The sequence below is a fragment of the Ruegeria sp. AF2 genome, assembly GCF_056542025.1.
The window spans coordinates 100,130-116,813 of record NZ_JBQFZC010000005.1 but is presented as its reverse complement, the minus strand read 5'-3'; the positions used below and the strand labels follow the sequence as shown (position 1 = coordinate 116,813).

Sequence of the window (16,684 nt, the reverse complement as noted above, 5' to 3'; positions counted from 1 at the left end):
ATGACAGCTGCGCTAATTTTTCTGACCGGGGCGGTACGTGCAGATGTCTTGTTGACCGAAGACGAAATTGAACAAACGTTGTCCTTTGGGCCGTGGCCACCATCCTTCCAGCCGGATCCAAGCAATAGATTTTCCAAAGACGCCACGGCAATCAAGCTCGGACAGGCTTTATTCAACGATCCGGTGTTGTCGGTCGATGGTGCATTTTCCTGTGCAAGTTGTCATGATCCTGAACAGGCATTTACGACGCCGGAGGCGCGGGCACTCGGTCGTGATTTGTTAAATCGAAACACACCATCACTGCGAAACCTTGCCGGGCTGCGCTGGTATGGTTGGGGCGGCAAAAGCGATAATCTTTGGGCAGCCAGCCTGCATCCGATCATCGAAGAACAAGAGATGGCGCATAGTGCCGAAAGCCTAAAGATAGCTATCTCTGAAAGTACCTACATTGATGATTTTGAAGCCATATTTGGTCACCTCCAGGATCAAAGCCCTGAACTTTTTCTGGTGAATACTGCAAAAGCTCTTTCTGCTTACTTAGAGACCTTAGCCACCGACCGGACGATATTTGACGATTTTCGCGATGCTTTGGAGCGCCGAGATATTGCAGCGGCTAAGGAATACCCCGAAGCAGCTCAGCGAGGTCTTCAGCTCTTTTTAGGGCGCGGGAAATGCGTATTTTGCCACAACGGTCCGAGGTTTTCCAACAACGAGTTCCATGACGCTGGTGTGCCATATTTTCTGAATGAAACCGAGGTTGACCAAGGTCGGTTCGGAGGATTGAACATTTTACTCTCAAGCCCCTACACATTGGACGGCGACTGGAACGACGATCCAGAAAAGAAAGGTGCCTGGGCCGTTCGAAATGTACGCAGGAGCCATTCTGATTTTGGGACCTTTCGGACGCCCAGCCTGCGGGGAGTGGTTGAAACCGCTCCTTACATGCATGACGGCAGCTTAGATGATCTGAAATCTGTGATACGGCATTACAGCAAAATGCATACTGAAAGGCTGCACGCCGACGGTGAAGCCATTCTTTCGGAATTGAATTTGTCTGAGCAGGAGATTGCAGACTTAGTTGCGTTTTTGGTCACGCTCTCCAAGGATTCTTAATAAAGCACTGGTGTAAAGGGCTTGGGAATGGGCTAATTGGCGAGCTATCTTAGCCTCTTCGTCTCTGGGACTAATTCGCTTCCGAAATTCTTAAACCTCCGCCTTTCACAAGCAGATCCACAATTGCGTCGACCCCGCTTCTGTGACGAAGTGACGAAAACAAGAATGGCCTTCCTTTACGCATCATTTTCGCATCACGTTCCATAACCTGCAGCGAAGCGCCAACATGCGGTGCAAGGTCGGTCTTGTTGATTACGAGGATGTCTGATTTCGTAATCGCCGGCCCGCCTTTCCTGGGTATTTCTTCGCCTGCAGCGACATCGATCACGTAGATGGTCAGATCCGCCAGTTCCGGGCTGAATGTGGCTGATAGATTGTCGCCTCCGCTTTCAATCAAAACAATATCGAGATCCGGATGACGTGTCTGCATCTCGGCGACGGCGGCCAAATTGATCGAGGCGTCTTCGCGAATTGCTGTATGCGGGCAACCGCCAGTTTCGACGCCGATGATCCTGTCCCGCGGCAGGACCTGCATGCGCATCAGCGCTTCGGCATCTTCCTGCGTATATATGTCGTTAGTAATAACTCCCACCGAACAGACATCGCGCAGCGCTTCAGACAAGGCGGCGGTCAAAGTGGTTTTTCCGGCTCCTACTGGGCCTCCAATACCTACGCGAAGCGGGCCGTTCATACTGGTCATGTGCGGAAAATCCTCGAATATTGTGTTTCGTGCTTCATGGCCGCAATGTCCCCCAAGAACGCGGTAGAGCTTAACTCATCCAGGCTCGCCTTTTTTGCCCTTTCAGCAATCTGGGCGCACAACGGTGTCAGCTGGCGGATCAACCGCTGCGCATCGGTCTGTCCCAGTGGTACAAGGCGCGTCGCACAGGCGACAAGGTTGCTTGCGAATGCTTGCAGAAACATCTTGGTCGTCAGCAGCAAGGGAAGGTTTTGAAGTCTTGCAGCCCGTCCAATTGAGACGGGGTAGGTGAATTGCCCAAGGTCCAATTCCCAGACACCTTTGGTGACATTTCCGAAGGCCTGTCCCAGCAATTCGGTTTCCATGAGCCTTTCGGATGTCGCACAAAAGGCGCGCGCCGCGATATCGACGTTGATCAGTTCTTCTTTGTCATGCGCGTTGAAGGCCGCCACAACGAACACGGCATCATTCCACCCAGAGCCATGTTCCAGCACATCTGAAATCCAGGCTTCAGTATCCCGAGAATTCGCGACAGTTCCCCCGTCAATCGCAGCTTCAAGCCCGTGAGAGTAGGCAAACCCCCCAACAGGATAGGCAGGGGACAACCATTGTGTCAGCGTCAGGATGTCGGCGTCAGTGGGTGTGGCCATGGGTCCTGCCGTGGCCATAGGCCCCGCCTTCGGGGGTGAATGGTTCATTCACCTCTCGCACTTTTGCTCCGATTTTAAGAAGCATATCACGGATGACGTGATCGACTTGGATCAACAGGCGAGTCTTTTCAATCTGACAAGGCGTGTGCCGATTGCCGATATGCCAGGCGATACGTGTCAGGTCCGGTGCTTTTACCTCCAGCAACACTTCCGGTGCTGCCTGTATTTCCACTTCGCGACCGTCGTCCAAAACCAACGCGCCACCGTGGTTCAGTGAGGTCGTTTGCGCGAGATCGATGAGAATCTGTTCGCCGCTTTCGCAGGTAAGAACCTTACGCCGCAAAAAACGGTTGTCGTAGGTCAACGAGAGACAGTCTGCCGGATCGCCATGCGTGTGATCCGAATACTGGCGCGCAGTGCAGAGCAGGGCGGTCATACCATCACCTCCTCTGCAGCGGGAATATTCAGAGCCAGATTGAGTCCGAGAACACTCGGTGCACGATCCGTTCGCGCGTCAGACCGCGGTTTTTCAACTCTTCGTCGCTGAGCGATTGCAGGAATTCGACTTGCCGGACGCGAGATTGAGCTTCGGCTACGCTGATCAGGGCCGAGTAAATTGACGACCCGATGGATACGATTAAACCGGCCAGCGAAAAGCGCGTGTTTGTATGTGTTGCTGAGTGTGCCATTTGGACCCTCGTAAACGTTGGTCCTCCCATGGGTTTTTATATCTGTCATATTGGCCTCACTTAGAAGTGCGTATTTGGTCATTGCTGCCTTGCACGCGCCGCAACGCAGCACATTTTTTGATCAGAATAAAAAATATCGTTGCGCCATCGGCAGCGTTTCGGCGGGTTGGCAAGTCAGCAATTCGCCATCCGCACGCACCTCGTAGGTTTCCGGGTCGACCTCGACATGCGGTGTCGCGTTGTTCAGCAGAAGATCCTGCTTGCCAATTTCTCGTGTGTTTTGGACGGCGACGGTTTGCTTTGCCAATCCCAGTGTATCACCGATCCCATCCGCATGGGCCGCCTGCGAGACAAATGTGATCGCCGAGTTTTCCACTGACCGTCCGTAAGCGCCAAACATCGGCCGACTATAAACCGGCTGCGGTGTAGGGATCGACGCGTTGGGATCGCCCATTTGCGCGCAGGCTATGGTGCCGCCCAGCAGAACCATCTCGGGCTTCACCCCGAAAAAGGCCGGGTTCCAAAGGACGAGGTCGGCGCGTTTGCCTTCCTCGATGCTCCCGATCTCGTGGCTGAGCCCATGGGCAATAGCAGGGTTGATCGTGTATTTGGCAATATAGCGGCGGACGCGAAAGTTGTCGTTCTCACCGGTTTCTTCGGGTAGACGTCCGCGCTGTTTTTTCATTTTGTCAGCGGTTTGCCAGGTGCGGATCAAAACCTCTCCGACCCGACCCATGGCCTGACTGTCAGACGCAATGATGCTGAATGCGCCCATGTCGTGCAGTATATCCTCGGCTGCGATTGTCTCACGCCGGATGCGGCTTTCGGCAAAGGCCACGTCCTCGGGGATGGATTTGTCGAGGTGGTGACAGACCATCAGCATATCCAAATGTTCCTCAACCGTGTTCACGGTGAAGGGCCGCGTGGGATTGGTCGAGGACGGCAGAACGTGGTTCTCGCCGCAGATCTTGATGATATCCGGAGCATGGCCTCCGCCTGCGCCTTCGGTGTGGAAAGCGTGAATAGTGCGACCCTTCATGGCCGCCACGGTATTTTCAACAAAGCCTGATTCATTGAGCGTGTCGGTGTGAATCATCACCTGCACGTCCATCGCGTCGCCCACCGACAGGCAGCAATCAATGGCGGCCGGGGTGGTTCCCCAGTCCTCGTGCAGTTTCAGGGCGCAGGCTCCGGCTTTGACCTGTTCTTCGAGCGCGGCAGGCAGCGAAGCGTTGCCCTTACCCGCAAAGGCCAGATTCATCGGGAAAGCATCCGCCGCTTGCAACATCCGCCCGATATGCCATGGACCGGGGGTGCAAGTGGTGGCCAATGTCCCATGCGCAGGACCGGTGCCACCGCCCAGCATGGTGGTCAGGCCGGAATGCAGCGCGTCTTCGATCTGTTGCGGGCAGATGAAGTGGATATGACTGTCGAACCCACCTGCCGTCAGGATACGACCCTCGCCAGCAATGGCCTCGGTTCCGGGTCCTATGATGATGTCGACACCGGGTTGTGTATCGGGGTTTCCCGCCTTGCCGATCTTGGCGATCCGCCCGTCTTTCAGGCCAACGTCGGCCTTGTAGATGCCCGAGTGATCAACGATCAGAGCATTGGTGATGACCGTATCCACAGCGCCTTCGGCGCGCGTGGTCTGAGATTGCCCCATCCCGTCGCGGATTACCTTTCCGCCACCAAACTTGACCTCTTCGCCATAGCTGGTCAGATCATGTTCGACCTCGATCACAAGATCGGTGTCGGCCAACCGCAGCTTGTCCCCTGCGGTCGGGCCGAACATCGCGGCGTAGTCTGAGCGCTTGATTTTTGCTGGCATCAGAGTGCCCCCATGACCTTTTGATTGAAGCCGTAGACCCTGCGCGCACCACTGATCGGGATCAGCGAAACTTCGCGGGCCTGCCCCGGTTCGAACCGCACAGCGGTGCCTGGCGCAATGTCCAGGCGCAGGCCACGCGCGGCAGTTCGGTCAAAGTCGAGCGCCGGGTTGGTTTCGGCGAAATGGTAGTGTGAGCCGACCTGAACCGGGCGGTCGCCGGTATTGGCGACCATCAAAGTGATCGCATCAGTGTCGGGGTTCAGGGTAATTTCACCATCAGCCGGGAACAGCTCCCCGGGGATCATTTGTTCAGCTTTGTGATCAGCGCGACAGCGGCCAGCGCAACAACCGCCAGCCCAACGCCCATCGCCGCATAATCGGTGCCGTGCGCGTGGATATGCGTTCCGTTATGGGCGGCTGCCGGGCCAGCGAAGATCAGGGCGGGGAAAAGCATGCGTGTCATATTGGTTTCCTTTTTCAGCGAATGGGGTTGTGGACGGTCACCAGCTTGGTGCCATCTGGAAAGGTGGCTTCGACCTGAACTTCGTGGATCATTTCGGGCACACCTTCCATGCATTGCTCTCGAGTGATCACCTCGGCCCCGGCTTGCATCATGTCAGCAACTGAACGCCCATCGCGTGCACCTTCGACCACGGCATCGGTGATCAGGGCGATCGCCTCGGGGTGGTTCAGTTTGACGCCGCGGTCCAGGCGTTTGCGGGCGACTTCGGCGGCCATGGCGACTAACAGTTTGTCTTTTTCGCGAGGGGTCAGGTTCATGTCAAAGCATCCAGCATCGAGGCAGCGTGTCTTTGTTCAACCGTCGCAAGATCGGCATCAATGTGCGACGGAGGGCAAAGCTGTTTTCGGCAAGAACACGAGCAACCAACAGGTCATTGCGGATCATAGTTGCACCTGCGGTGTCGGGCAGCATCTGACGAATGGCATTCAGATGACCTTCGGCTGACTCCGATACAAAGACGATCAACGCCATCGCACCCGCGCCGTTTGCAATATGCGGTTTGGACAGATGTTTGTGCCAATCACCCGAGAACTGGATCGCGTCAAGGAACACCTTTTTTCCTTGGTACCGTATCTCGATCCGATCGTTTAGACGGATATCGGTCAGCGTCTCGCCCATCGCAATACGGCCGAAGACCAGCGGCTCTACCATCAGCATCTCGGCATCTGGCGCCATCTCTATTTTCAGGCGTCGCTCCAGAGCGCTGCCATTGAACAGAATAGTCTCTTGCGGCAACCAGTTCAGCCGGGCTTCAGTCTCAACAGTCAGATGATTGGTAATCTGGCCACGTTCTTGCGGCTTGGCCTTGTAGGCGCGCTCGCAGGCTTGTGTTGTCAAAGTCAGCGCCGTTCCTTTTGCTGCCTTACCGGAAAGTCGAAATGAGTCGCCTCCGGTTACGCCGCCTGCCGTGTTAAGAAGAACCGCGTCAAGATCAGGTGTGTTGGTTCTGGGGAACAGACATTTATAAGACCCGGACTGGCGAAACTTGTTCAGCACCGTCCTGTCACCCAATTGCTTGGTACTCAAACTGACGGCGCCTGCAGCGCGCGGTGGAATAGCACTGTGCATAGGCAATATGGCTGCAACGTGGGTAATAGGGCACCTTTGGAGCTTTGATTGGTGCCACTTGTTTCTCTGTTGAAGGGGCGGAACACTAATCTACAGAGTCGAAATCTGCTTAATTCGACATCGCGCGGCTAAATTTTAGACAGCGACCTCGGTCTTGGATGAAAAAATAGGCGGATCGCGCCGATTTTCCGAATTGGGTTAAAGGTAAGTTGCCAAGCTTGCTGCGATGCAGAAACCGTATGGGTGCCACCGCGGAGATGACCCGGGGGTGTGTGACGGCTGCGCGAATTGGACCTCGAACACAACCGCCACACGGAACGCAACAACAGTTGCGGGGATCAGGTAGAAGAAGAGTGTGCCTTTGTGCAAGCCCTCTCTCCCGGCCCCGCCAGGAGGATCACATGAAATCGCTCAAATCCACACTCGCCGGATCGGCAGTATTTGCTGTCATGGCCACCGCCGCCTTGTCGACCGAAGACACGATCAAGGTTGGAGTGCTGCATTCGCTTTCCGGTACGATGGCGATCTCGGAAACGACGTTGAAAGACACCATGCTGATGCTGATTGACCAGCAAAACGCCAAGGGCGGTCTGTTGGGTAAACAGCTTGAAGCTGTCGTGGTCGACCCGGCCTCTGACTGGCCTCTGTTTGCCGAAAAAGCGCGTGAGCTGCTAACCGTCCACGAGGTGGATGTAATCTTTGGCAATTGGACTTCGGTGAGCCGCAAGTCGGTTCTGCCAGTGATCGAGGAACTAAACGGTCTTCTGTTCTATCCGGTCCAGTATGAGGGCGAAGAAAGCTCTAAAAACGTCTTTTATACCGGTGCCGCTCCGAACCAACAGGCCATCCCCGCCACGGACTATTTCCTGGAGGAACTGGGGGTCGAGAAATTCGCTCTGCTCGGCACAGACTATGTCTACCCCAGGACCACCAACAATATCTTGGAAAGCTATTTGAAGCAAAAAGGTATCGCGGAAGCAGATATCTTCGTCAATTACACGCCTTTCGGCCATTCCGACTGGTCCAAGATCGTGGCGGACGTGGTCGCGCTGGGCGCGGATGGTAAAAAAGTCGGTGTGATCTCGACCATCAATGGTGACGCCAATATTGGTTTTTACAAGGAATTGGCAGCGGCTGGTGTTTCGGCAGATGACATTCCGGTCGTGGCCTTCTCGGTCGGTGAGGAAGAACTGTCCGGTTTGGACACCACCAACCTCGTCGGTCACCTCGCCGCTTGGAACTACTTCCAGTCGGCGGATACTGAGGCCAACGCGGAATTTGTGGACACCTGGAAAGCCACCATGGGTGATGAACGTGTGACCAATGACCCGATGGAGGCGCATTACATCGGCTTCAACATGTGGGTAAACGCCGCGACCGAGGCCGGTTCGACCGAGGTCGATGCCGTGCGCGCCGCGATGTATGGGCAGGAATTCCCGAACCTGACCGGAGGCACCGCTGTGATGCTGCCGAACCATCACCTCGCGAAACCGGTTCTGATCGGCGAGATTCAGGAAGACGGCCAGTTCGATATCATCAGTGAGACTGATGTCGTGCCGGGTGACGCCTGGACCGACTTCCTGCCGGAGTCGGCTGTGCTCGTCTCGGATTGGAAAGAGCTGGGTTGCGGTATGTACAACACCGAGACCAAGACCTGCGTTCAGACCCTGTCGAACTACTAACAGACCACGCAAGGCGGGTTTGTTTGCCCGCCTTGCCAAAAAAGACATTCGGGTTTCACCACATGGTACGACTTTTCCTTGCGGGCCTCGCAATCCTGTGCGCCTGCCTGACTGCCAACGCTCAAGAGGTCGGTCTACAACCGATCCTGCAAGAGCATCAGGAGATCATCGCCAAAAGCTCGCGCAAGACGATCAAACCGGCGATTGATGCGATTGCGTCAAGCGGCTTGCCTCAGGCACAAGTGATGCTTGAGACATGGGCAGCCAAGAACATGTGGATGCGCAAGTCGGACGGTCTGTTCTTTTCTGGCCAGAAAGGAGAGGGGCGGTCGTATGAATTGACCGACTTCGATACCGGAGAAGTCGTCGGTACGTTTGAGAGATCCGAGCTTAGGCAGCTGAAGCCCAACAGCGGTATCCGCGCGATGATCGGGACCGCTCTGGTCCGGTTCCAACTGACCGATCCGGATCGCGCAAAACGTCTGGCCGCATTGCAATCCATCCAACGTGATCCCGAAAGTGCACTCTTGGAGCCACTTCGCGCTTCGATAGGGGATGAACCCGAAGCAGAATTGAAGGCGCAAAAGCAGCGGCTGGAACGGTTGCTGACGATTGGTTTTGACGAAGATACCGCAGCCCGCGTGGCGGCGATCAAAGAAATGTCCGGCGATCTGGGCGTAGACGTTCGTGCGGCTCTGAACCCGTTGGTCGTCACTGCCCGCCAAGCCGCTACCCAATTGCCCCAGGACCTGAACGTCGCCGTTATTCTTGAAGCGGGGTCAGACGCCTTAACGTTTGACGAAGCATATGACTTGCTCGTTGCAGGAAACCTGGCCGCACCGCGTGTTTCGGCGGAAGATATCAGATCGGCACTGGCGGCCAATATAGAAGGTGGTCGTGTAGGAGGTACTCCCGTCGCACAGTTGAATTCAGATACAATGCGCGCGCGTGCGTATACCTCTCTGGCAGAGGCGGGGGCTGTGCCAGCCTTAGTCACGAACGCGGATGTCAACGCTGCAGTTAACACGCATGTATTCTTCGAAACCTACAGTGAGCCATCTGCCGAGGTCACTGAAGCAGCAGAGAAAGCCCTGCAACAGATCGAACTGAAGGTCGGCCTGAACCAAACACTCGACCTGACGCTGGACGCGATCTCACTGGCGTCGATCTATTTCCTCGCCGCCATCGGTCTGGCCATCACCTTCGGCGTGATGGGCGTGATCAACATGGCCCATGGCGAGTTCATCATGATGGGTGCTTATACCGGCTACGTGGTGCAGCAGATTATCCCTGATCATACGCTTTCGATCATGGTCGCTATTCCAATGGCTTTTGCTGTCACCTTCGCGATGGGCGTCGCTATGGAGCGGTTGGTGATCCGCTGGCTTTACGCTCGCCCGTTGGAGACGTTGCTGGCGACGTTCGGCATCTCAATTGCCCTACAGCAGCTGGCCAAGAATATCTTTGGCACGCAGGCGCGCCCGCTGACTGCTCCCGATTGGTTGGATGGTTCGTGGATGCTGAATGACGTGGTTTCAATCAGCTACATCCGCATTGCGATCTTCGTTCTGGCGCTTATTTTTCTGGGACTTTTCCTCTACATCATCAAACGGACGAGGCTAGGGCTTGAGATGCGTGCAGTAACGCAGAACTCGCGCATGGCGGCGTCAATGGGGATTAATCCCGGGCGAGTGAATATGCTGACCTTTGGGCTTGGCTCCGGCATTGCCGGCATCGCCGGGGTCGCGATTGGCCTATTCGCCAAGGTCACGTCCGATCTGGGCAGCGACTATATCGTGCAAAGTTTCATGACAGTGGTTGTGGGTGGTGTTGGTAACATCTGGGGCGCGCTTGCAGGTGCGGGCATGATCGGCTTCCTGCAGAAGGGGATCGAGTGGATGAACCCGTCGAACACCCTCGCGGCCCAAACCTACATGATCATCTTCATCATCATTTTCATCCAGTTTCGGCCGCGGGGCATTATCGCCCTCAAGGGTCGCGCGGCGGGGGATTGAGCCATGGAACGCAGCTTTATCGCCAAGAACCCATCCGTGTTGGTCTTTCTTGCCATCCTGTCCCTGTTCACCCTGAGCGTAACCATCCTGTCCGAGGGTTTCGGGATCGGTGTAATCTCGACTAGTTTCGTCAAAACGCTGGGCAAAACCCTGTGCCTTTGCCTGATCGCAGTGGCGATGGATCTGGTCTGGGGCTTCACCGGCATCCTGTCACTGGGCCACTTCGCCTTCTTCGGGCTGGGGGGCTACATGATCGGCATGTGGCTGATGTACGAACGCACGCGCCTGATCGTGGTCGACTCGCTGGCACAGGCCGAAATTCCACCGACGTCGTCCGAAGTGGTGGACGCGATTGGAACACAAGTCTTTGGCGTTGTCGGATCGTCGGAGTTTCCGTTGATCTGGGCGTTCTCCCACAGCCTGACCCTGCAACTGATCCTGGTTGTGCTGGTCCCGGGTCTGTTGGCGCTGGTCTTCGGATGGTTGGCTTTCCGGAGCCGTGTCACCGGTGTGTACCTATCGATCCTGACACAGGCGATGACGTTGGCACTGGCCCTGTATCTGTTTCAGAACGACAGCGGGCTGCGTGGGAACAACGGCTTGTCCGGCCTGCAGAACCTGCCAGGTGTTACCGCCTCGCAGGACTTGGTGTCGATCTGGTTCCTCTGGGCCTCGGCGCTGGCCTTGGGTCTGGGCTATATGCTGGCGGCGTGGATCGTGTCAGGCAAGTTCGGATCGGTCATCCGTGGCATTCGCGATAACGAGGCACGGGTGCGCTTCCTTGGCTATTCAGTCGAGGTATTCAAGCTGGCTGTCTTCACCCTGACTGCTTGTATCGCAGCCATTGCCGGCGCGCTTTATTACCCGCAAGCAGGCATCATCAATCCCGAGGAAATGGCCCCTATCGCCTCGATCTATTTGGCCGTCTGGGTCGCCATCGGTGGACGAGGCCGATTGTACGGCGCGGTAATTGGTGCAGCTTTTGTCAGTCTTCTGAGCACGTGGTTCACGGGCGGACAGGCCCCGGATATTCCGCTTGGATTTTACACGATCAAATGGGTCGACTGGTGGCAGGTGCTATTGGGCATAACTTTTGTGTTGGTTACGTTGTTCGCCCCGCAGGGCATCGGAGGATTGTTCGACTTGTGGACCGACAGCCGCCACCCAGACAGGCATGGGGCAAATCTGGGACCGGATGACGGCGCTCTGCGCGAGAAGGAGGCCATCGAATGAGCACTTTGCTTGAGGTTAGCGGCGTTTCGGTCACTTTCGATGGTTTCCGTGCTATCAACAACTTGTCGTTTCAGATCGGCGAGGCCGAGCTTCGCGCCGTGATCGGCCCAAACGGGGCAGGCAAGACCACGTTCATGGACATCATTACAGGTAAAACCCGGCCCGATGAAGGACGTGTCATCTGGGGGGAGAAATCGGTATCTTTGTTGGGGCTGTCCGAGGCAAAGATCGCGCAGGCTGGGATCGGAAGGAAGTTCCAGAAACCTACGGTTTTCGAAGACCAGACCGTGCAGGAAAACCTGTTGATGGCGCTTCAGAACAAACGTGGCTGGCTTCACGTGCTTTTCTATCGAACCTCCACTGACGATTTGCAAAAAGTTGAAGGTCTGGCTGTCGAAATCGGTCTGAATCAGAGTTTAAGCCGCAAAGCTGGTGAACTGAGCCACGGTCAAAAGCAGTGGCTGGAAATTGGCATGCTGCTGGCTCAGGAGCCACGACTTTTGCTGGTGGACGAGCCTGCCGCTGGCATGACACCGCAGGAGCGCGAACACACGACCGACTTGCTAGTACAAGCCGCCAGAACCCGTGCCGTTGTAGTGGTGGAACACGATATGGAATTTGTACGACGCCTGAATTGCAAAGTCACGGTTCTACACGAAGGGTCCGCCTTGGCTGAAGGCAGTCTTGATCACGTGACATCTAACCAGGACGTCATCGACGTATATCTAGGGCGCTAAACAATGCTGAAGCTAACAGAACTGACTTTGCATTATGGGCATTCGCAAATCCTCAACGGGATTTCCATGGAAGCCAGACAAGGTGAAGTGACTTGCGTCATGGGGACCAATGGTGTCGGGAAAACCAGCCTTATGAAAGCAATATCAGGTACGCATCCGCGATCGGGCGGCAGTCTGGAACTGGACGGGGAAATTCTGGGCGTCCTGCCTGCTCATCAAATGGCGTGGAAAGGTGTGGCCTATGTCCCACAAGGTCGTGAGATATTTCCTTTGCTCACAGTTCGCGAAAATCTTGAAACGGGGTATGCCTGTCTGCCTGCCAGCGAACATTTCATTCCAGGTGATATATTTGATATGTTCCCGGTCCTCAAACAGATGCAAAACCGTCGCGGAGGTGACCTTTCTGGCGGTCAGCAGCAACAGCTGGCGATTGCACGGGCATTGATAACACGACCACGCCTGCTTCTGTTGGACGAGCCGACCGAAGGTATTCAGCCCAACATCATCCAACAGATAGGCGAAGTCATCCGACACCTCAGAACCACGAGTGGAATGGCAATCATTCTAGTGGAGCAATACTTTGACTTTGCCTATGAACTTGCCGACAGATTTATCGCGTTGCGACGAGGAGAAGTCATAAGCAACGGCACCAGGGAAGACGTGACACGCGATGAGTTGCTGCAGGCTGTAACAGTCTAGTGCTGATACTTGAAATTGGTTTCGGAATTGAAGGATGAAATCCAAAATTTGGCGCAATCTAAGCTCGGGACATGGTTTGATGATCTGAACAGGTTCAATTGAAACTGTATTTTCTTCTGAAACCCCATCGCGTGGTGTCTTCTGGCTTGAAGAGTAAATATTTTTTGATCAGATGACGGACTTCATTTCGTCCTATGGCTCGACGTGGACGCTCCTCGAACTTGCACCGCAATTAACGTAGTGACGGCTTTCTAGACGCACCTTTGTTGTGGAAGGCTTTTGAGCCGCAAACGGCAAAACCTGTACGCCGAAGAATTACCGAATGACTAATAGTCAATGACTTAAGTGTCATTGGAGGATAAAACTATGTATCGCACAACTTTCCTGTTGAATGTCACACAAACCTGATCCAACCGTCACAGTCAGACCAGAAAAGCAGGGTACTTTCGACATCGGAAGGCGCTGCCAACGTTGGGCATCAGTTGAATTTGACCTTTGCGTCCTAAGCTTTCCGCAATAGCGGGGGCGCTGCAGCCGGAGGGCGGCCCGGTTACGCGAATCTACTCCGTCCGAGGCAGGAGCAAAGCAGTGCATCTTGATGAACTGTAAGAAGCCGCATCGCGTTACAACAATCTAACCTTTGTCCTGCGCGAAACATCCAAAGTGGACCGCCTCGACGCATCGGCCTTTTTCGGTTTCGCGAGAGACATGGTAGAAAAACCGTTTTGCATTGCGGACCCGTCACCCTTCGGGATGCATTTTGGAAAGGCCTTAAAGAAAAAGGCCAGTTCGCCCGACGCTTTCACTACGCGTTGTTCGAGATCCGACAGGTATTCAACGTCCGTTTTTGTTGTTGGCGGTGTAATCAAATGCTGCCTCCAGCTCTACACTCAGACTTGCGGCCAAATCAAAAAAACCGTCGTCGGACGGTCTCGGCGTAGGGATTGGCCTTCTCAATCGCTTCGAATACCTCTGGCGCATCGTGCTGAACCATGGAAATCGCCTCAGACAGCAAGTCAAAACTCTTCGTGGTCATGCGCGTTGGCAGCGGTCCCATTCGCAGAAGCACTTTGGCGATGAGGTGCGTGAGCCCTTGGACTACTGCCGCTTCTTGGTCGTGATCTTCTGGAGTTGTCATGATGACAGTCAGACCCAGTGTCTTGCGCAAAAACGCAGCAAGTCTGGCATGTTGCCTTCCCTGAATGGGGCAGACGGCAATTTTCAAACCCTTAATACCTGTCGCAGCACTCTGAGGACCAAACAACGGGTGGGTCGCGATTATGTCTACATCGTTCGGTAGCCGCCGCCGCATGATTTCCGAGGGAACTACCTTTACTGAGCCTACATCAACAATCAGCGCGCTGGGCTTACAAGCAGCCGCGATCTCGCTGACAACTTGCTCAAATGAGGACACTGGTGCAGCAATGAGGACCACGTCAGCCTGCGATACTGAGTATAATGATGACAGACGTACTCCGAGTTGCTTTGCGGCCTTGGCAACGCCTGGGGACGGATCGTAAGCAGATATTTCGAAGTGCTGGCTAAGATGAAGGGCTGCAAGCTGTCCGAACGCACCAAACCCCACGATACCTAGTGAAGTGTTTTGATTTCTTCTGTTGTTGTTCATTTTTCGACCTTTAAATTTGCCGCCCGGCACAAGGTCGATTGTTTGTTGACCGCTGTCAGGGGCAGCGGAAACTAATGATGAAGCACCCGCAGCTATCGAAGCTGAGGATAATAGTCCTGGAGTGCAAAGAACGATTTCATCATGACAACAGCGATAAGACACCCGAGAGAGCAGAGTCAACGATATTGCTGCATAGCGGCAATCGGCTAGGGCGCTGCGTTTTAGAGTTTTGGATTCTATGCGGCCGTTCGGCCAACTCGATTTGAAGCCCGCATTGCGGGTAAAGTAGATGTTGCTTTTGACTCAGACTGTCCTTCTGGCAGCCGATTACTCGGCTGCCAAAGCCTTGTGCCGGCAATAACATGATGCTTTGATTGGCACTTCGGCTCGGGCAGCGGCCTTGTCCAGTTGTAGTTTTATTTGGGGCGCTTCAACCGTTTCACCGCGCCGAGTCAGGCATTCGTACAAGCCGTGCAAGCTCCAGACATTGCCTGGGTGCTGGCAGGCCCGGCTAAGCGTTGCATCCAGACCAAGGTCGGCGCGATAGACGCTTTCCGCTTCCACCATATGGCCTTGCTCCAATAATAAAGCGCCGAGCGCATGCCGAGTGGGCTGCATCCAACCCCAGGGTTCGTCATAGGGCAGCGCATCATCAATCTCGACCGATCTGCGAAGATGCTCGAAAGCGCTCTCGTGCTCTCCCTTGTGATAGGCTAGCTCACCTAGCATCATTTGCTCAGCAACCTTCAAGATGTCGAGGCACGTGTTGTTGAACAGCATTCTGGTTTCAGGCACCCGATCCAAAGCTTCATAAAACTTTACCTTTTCACCATCGGCTTCAGTGATCTTGTGCTGGTTCGCCAAGGCAACGGTTCGCGCGTACCGCATCATGGCGGTAGTGACGCAGAAAAGCTCTTCATCCACTGGCAGGTCCTGATCGAGTATCTCTTGCCAGCGTCCGAACCGGATCAGAACATGTTGCTTCATAGGGATGAAACCTTCGAACCAGTCGGCCATGGGGCGAAGGGTCTCCGCAGGTAATGTCGCAATCAATTCTTCCGCCGCTTCTATCGCTGCACTCGGTTGTCCGAGGAACATCGCCCCGTAGATCTTGAAGTGGTAATTGTGGCAGCGATAAACGGAGTAGAAGTTGTCGGGGCCTTCGTGCTTCAGAAACTTCCTGTCGGCAACGATGGCCGCTTGATTGCGAAGCACCACGTTCATGTAGTCACCGCACAAAACGTCGACATGAGTAGGCATATGCAGTAGGTGCCCGGCGTCCGGAATCAGTGTGCTGAGCGCATCGCCATGGCGCAGCGCCCTTTCGGGGTGTGGGGACATTTCCATCAGATGGATATACATGTGTAGAAGCCCAGCATGTTCCCATGCGCCAGGAAGAGAGGAGAACGCTGTGTCGAGCACGCCAATTGCCTCAAGCGTGTCTGCGCCTTCGGCTGGCTTCCCGGTCCGTAAATCCCAAAGCTGCCAAGGCGTCCGGTTCATGATAGCCTCGGCAAGGACGGCGCACACGTCCAGATCATTGCTGAATTCGGCATGGACTTTGCGCATTGCGGTAGCAAAGGCATCATTCCAGGGTCTGAAATCCTCTACGTCTGGCGAACTCGGATAGCGGGATGGGATCGCCTCGATCAAGGCACGTTCAATTGGTGTCAATCGATCTAAAAGCGCGGTAGCGGCTTCGATTGATGCACTTGCCAATGCGATGCAGTCGGGCTTCTCGTCGTCCTCAAAAGTTTCCCAAGGCTTGTTGTAGTTAGGTCCGATGCAATACGCGATGCCCCAATGCGCCATCGCACAATCGGGGTCGGCGGCAAGAGCCTTTTGAAAGCAAACTATCGCCTCTTCGTGATTATAGGCATATGTCCACGCCAAGCCCCGATCAAACCATCTCTGAGCGTTATCTGACGACGTTGAAATCTTACGAGTGTAGTCGCCGAGGTCGTAGTACTCCATCGGGATTTTCCCCCACTAAATTCGCTAAGTTTATCATGGAACGCCTTGAGTCGATAGCGACGCCGCAATTTGGCGAGAAATGGAGTACCTGCTCATTCTTTTAGCTGATTTGCGCTCACTGTTGTCATGTGGGCGCTTCTGTC

Annotated in this window: 17 protein-coding genes; 6 read left to right on the top strand and 11 right to left on the bottom strand. The window is 54.9% G+C overall.

What is annotated here, in order from left to right; genetic code table 11:
- Nucleotides 1–1,113, top strand: coding sequence for a cytochrome-c peroxidase (locus ACR0NM_RS16250; protein WP_480615695.1), 1,113 nt, complete (start codon nucleotides 1–3; stop codon nucleotides 1,111–1,113).
- Nucleotides 1,114–1,183: 70 nt separating this feature from the next.
- Here the strand turns inward: ACR0NM_RS16250 and ureG are convergent, their stop codons facing one another.
- From ureG to ACR0NM_RS16205, 9 genes are all read right to left on the bottom strand, one after another.
- Nucleotides 1,184–1,813 carry an urease accessory protein UreG gene (gene ureG, locus ACR0NM_RS16245; RefSeq protein WP_170392791.1) on the bottom strand — a complete coding sequence of 210 codons (630 nt, stop codon included), beginning with the start codon at nucleotides 1,811–1,813 and terminating at the stop codon, nucleotides 1,184–1,186.
- Nucleotides 1,810–2,463 (bottom strand): urease accessory UreF family protein, encoded by a 654-nt coding sequence (locus ACR0NM_RS16240; protein ID WP_170402587.1) that lies wholly within the window; start codon nucleotides 2,461–2,463, stop codon nucleotides 1,810–1,812. The genes ureG and ACR0NM_RS16240 overlap by 4 nt, the downstream gene beginning before the upstream one ends.
- Nucleotides 2,447–2,899 carry an urease accessory protein UreE gene (gene ureE / locus ACR0NM_RS16235; RefSeq protein WP_170402584.1) on the bottom strand — a complete coding sequence of 151 codons (453 nt, stop codon included), beginning with the start codon at nucleotides 2,897–2,899 and terminating at the stop codon, nucleotides 2,447–2,449. The genes ACR0NM_RS16240 and ureE overlap by 17 nt, the downstream gene beginning before the upstream one ends.
- 28 nt (nucleotides 2,900–2,927) lie before the next feature.
- Nucleotides 2,928–3,152: a DUF1127 domain-containing protein gene (locus ACR0NM_RS16230; protein ID WP_170392788.1), complete on the bottom strand. Its 225-nt coding sequence runs from the start codon at nucleotides 3,150–3,152 to the stop codon at nucleotides 2,928–2,930.
- Nucleotides 3,153–3,273: 121 nt separating this feature from the next.
- Entirely contained in the window at nucleotides 3,274–4,983 is a 1,710-nt protein-coding gene (ureC, locus tag ACR0NM_RS16225; RefSeq protein ID WP_480615693.1) for an urease subunit alpha, read from the bottom strand.
- A complete protein-coding gene (locus ACR0NM_RS16220) occupies nucleotides 4,983–5,288 on the bottom strand; it encodes an urease subunit beta (protein ID WP_170402578.1) in 306 nt (101 codons plus the stop codon). The genes ureC and ACR0NM_RS16220 overlap by 1 nt, the downstream gene beginning before the upstream one ends.
- Nucleotides 5,285–5,446, bottom strand: coding sequence for a peptidase M23 (locus tag ACR0NM_RS16215; protein WP_170392785.1), 162 nt, complete (start codon nucleotides 5,444–5,446; stop codon nucleotides 5,285–5,287). Before ACR0NM_RS16215 ends, ACR0NM_RS16220 begins: the two co-directional genes overlap by 4 nt.
- Nucleotides 5,447–5,460: 14 nt before the next feature.
- Nucleotides 5,461–5,763 carry an urease subunit gamma gene (locus ACR0NM_RS16210; RefSeq protein WP_170392784.1) on the bottom strand — a complete coding sequence of 101 codons (303 nt, stop codon included), beginning with the start codon at nucleotides 5,761–5,763 and terminating at the stop codon, nucleotides 5,461–5,463.
- Between the two features lies 1 nt (nucleotide 5,764).
- A complete protein-coding gene (locus ACR0NM_RS16205) occupies nucleotides 5,765–6,532 on the bottom strand; it encodes an urease accessory protein UreD (RefSeq protein ID WP_480615691.1) in 768 nt (255 codons plus the stop codon).
- 443 nt (nucleotides 6,533–6,975) lie between these two features.
- On the opposite strand from ACR0NM_RS16205, the gene urtA reads away from it, so the two are divergent.
- The 5 genes from urtA to urtE all read left to right on the top strand — a co-directional run bounded on the left by urtA (nucleotide 6,976) and on the right by urtE (nucleotide 12,940).
- Nucleotides 6,976–8,256 carry an urea ABC transporter substrate-binding protein gene (urtA, locus tag ACR0NM_RS16200; protein ID WP_170392782.1) on the top strand — a complete coding sequence of 427 codons (1,281 nt, stop codon included), beginning with the start codon at nucleotides 6,976–6,978 and terminating at the stop codon, nucleotides 8,254–8,256.
- A gap of 62 nt (nucleotides 8,257–8,318) precedes the next feature.
- Nucleotides 8,319–10,271, top strand: coding sequence for an urea ABC transporter permease subunit UrtB (gene urtB / locus ACR0NM_RS16195; protein ID WP_480615689.1), 1,953 nt, complete (start codon nucleotides 8,319–8,321; stop codon nucleotides 10,269–10,271).
- 3 nt (nucleotides 10,272–10,274) lie between these two features.
- Nucleotides 10,275–11,504 (top strand): urea ABC transporter permease subunit UrtC, encoded by a 1,230-nt coding sequence (gene urtC, locus ACR0NM_RS16190; protein WP_480615687.1) that lies wholly within the window; start codon nucleotides 10,275–10,277, stop codon nucleotides 11,502–11,504.
- Nucleotides 11,501–12,241 (top strand): urea ABC transporter ATP-binding protein UrtD, encoded by a 741-nt coding sequence (urtD, locus tag ACR0NM_RS16185; protein WP_170597606.1) that lies wholly within the window; start codon nucleotides 11,501–11,503, stop codon nucleotides 12,239–12,241. The genes urtC and urtD overlap by 4 nt, the downstream gene beginning before the upstream one ends.
- Before the next feature lie 3 nt (nucleotides 12,242–12,244).
- Nucleotides 12,245–12,940 carry an urea ABC transporter ATP-binding subunit UrtE gene (urtE, locus tag ACR0NM_RS16180; protein WP_480615685.1) on the top strand — a complete coding sequence of 232 codons (696 nt, stop codon included), beginning with the start codon at nucleotides 12,245–12,247 and terminating at the stop codon, nucleotides 12,938–12,940.
- Between the two features lie 907 nt (nucleotides 12,941–13,847).
- Here the strand turns inward: urtE and ACR0NM_RS16175 are convergent.
- Both ACR0NM_RS16175 and ACR0NM_RS16170 read right to left on the bottom strand, forming a co-directional pair.
- Nucleotides 13,848–14,747 carry a prephenate dehydrogenase/arogenate dehydrogenase family protein gene (locus tag ACR0NM_RS16175; protein WP_480615683.1) on the bottom strand — a complete coding sequence of 300 codons (900 nt, stop codon included), beginning with the start codon at nucleotides 14,745–14,747 and terminating at the stop codon, nucleotides 13,848–13,850.
- A 147-nt stretch (nucleotides 14,748–14,894) separates the two neighbouring features.
- Nucleotides 14,895–16,541: a hypothetical protein gene (locus ACR0NM_RS16170; protein ID WP_170597602.1), complete on the bottom strand. Its 1,647-nt coding sequence runs from the start codon at nucleotides 16,539–16,541 to the stop codon at nucleotides 14,895–14,897.
- Between the last annotated feature and the right edge of the window lie 143 nt (nucleotides 16,542–16,684).

Bases quoted from the DNA above. Each gene is read 5' to 3' on its own strand.
- ACR0NM_RS16250 (WP_480615695.1), top strand. From the start codon at position 1: ATGACAGCTGCGCTAATTTTTCTGACCGGGGCGGTACGTGCAGATGTC.
- ureG (WP_170392791.1), bottom strand. From the start codon at position 1,813: ATGACCAGTATGAACGGCCCGCTTCGCGTAGGTATTGGAGGCCCAGTA.
- ACR0NM_RS16240 (WP_170402587.1), bottom strand. From the start codon at position 2,463: ATGGCCACACCCACTGACGCCGACATCCTGACGCTGACACAATGGTTG.
- ureE (WP_170402584.1), bottom strand. From the start codon at position 2,899: ATGACCGCCCTGCTCTGCACTGCGCGCCAGTATTCGGATCACACGCAT.
- ACR0NM_RS16230 (WP_170392788.1), bottom strand. From the start codon at position 3,152: ATGGCACACTCAGCAACACATACAAACACGCGCTTTTCGCTGGCCGGT.
- ureC (WP_480615693.1), bottom strand. From the start codon at position 4,983: ATGCCAGCAAAAATCAAGCGCTCAGACTACGCCGCGATGTTCGGCCCG.
- ACR0NM_RS16220 (WP_170402578.1), bottom strand. From the start codon at position 5,288: ATGATCCCCGGGGAGCTGTTCCCGGCTGATGGTGAAATTACCCTGAAC.
- ACR0NM_RS16215 (WP_170392785.1), bottom strand. From the start codon at position 5,446: ATGACACGCATGCTTTTCCCCGCCCTGATCTTCGCTGGCCCGGCAGCC.
- ACR0NM_RS16210 (WP_170392784.1), bottom strand. From the start codon at position 5,763: ATGAACCTGACCCCTCGCGAAAAAGACAAACTGTTAGTCGCCATGGCC.
- urtA (WP_170392782.1), top strand. From the start codon at position 6,976: ATGAAATCGCTCAAATCCACACTCGCCGGATCGGCAGTATTTGCTGTC.
- urtB (WP_480615689.1), top strand. From the start codon at position 8,319: ATGGTACGACTTTTCCTTGCGGGCCTCGCAATCCTGTGCGCCTGCCTG.
- urtC (WP_480615687.1), top strand. From the start codon at position 10,275: ATGGAACGCAGCTTTATCGCCAAGAACCCATCCGTGTTGGTCTTTCTT.
- urtD (WP_170597606.1), top strand. From the start codon at position 11,501: ATGAGCACTTTGCTTGAGGTTAGCGGCGTTTCGGTCACTTTCGATGGT.
- urtE (WP_480615685.1), top strand. From the start codon at position 12,245: ATGCTGAAGCTAACAGAACTGACTTTGCATTATGGGCATTCGCAAATC.
- ACR0NM_RS16170 (WP_170597602.1), bottom strand. From the start codon at position 16,541: ATGGAGTACTACGACCTCGGCGACTACACTCGTAAGATTTCAACGTCG.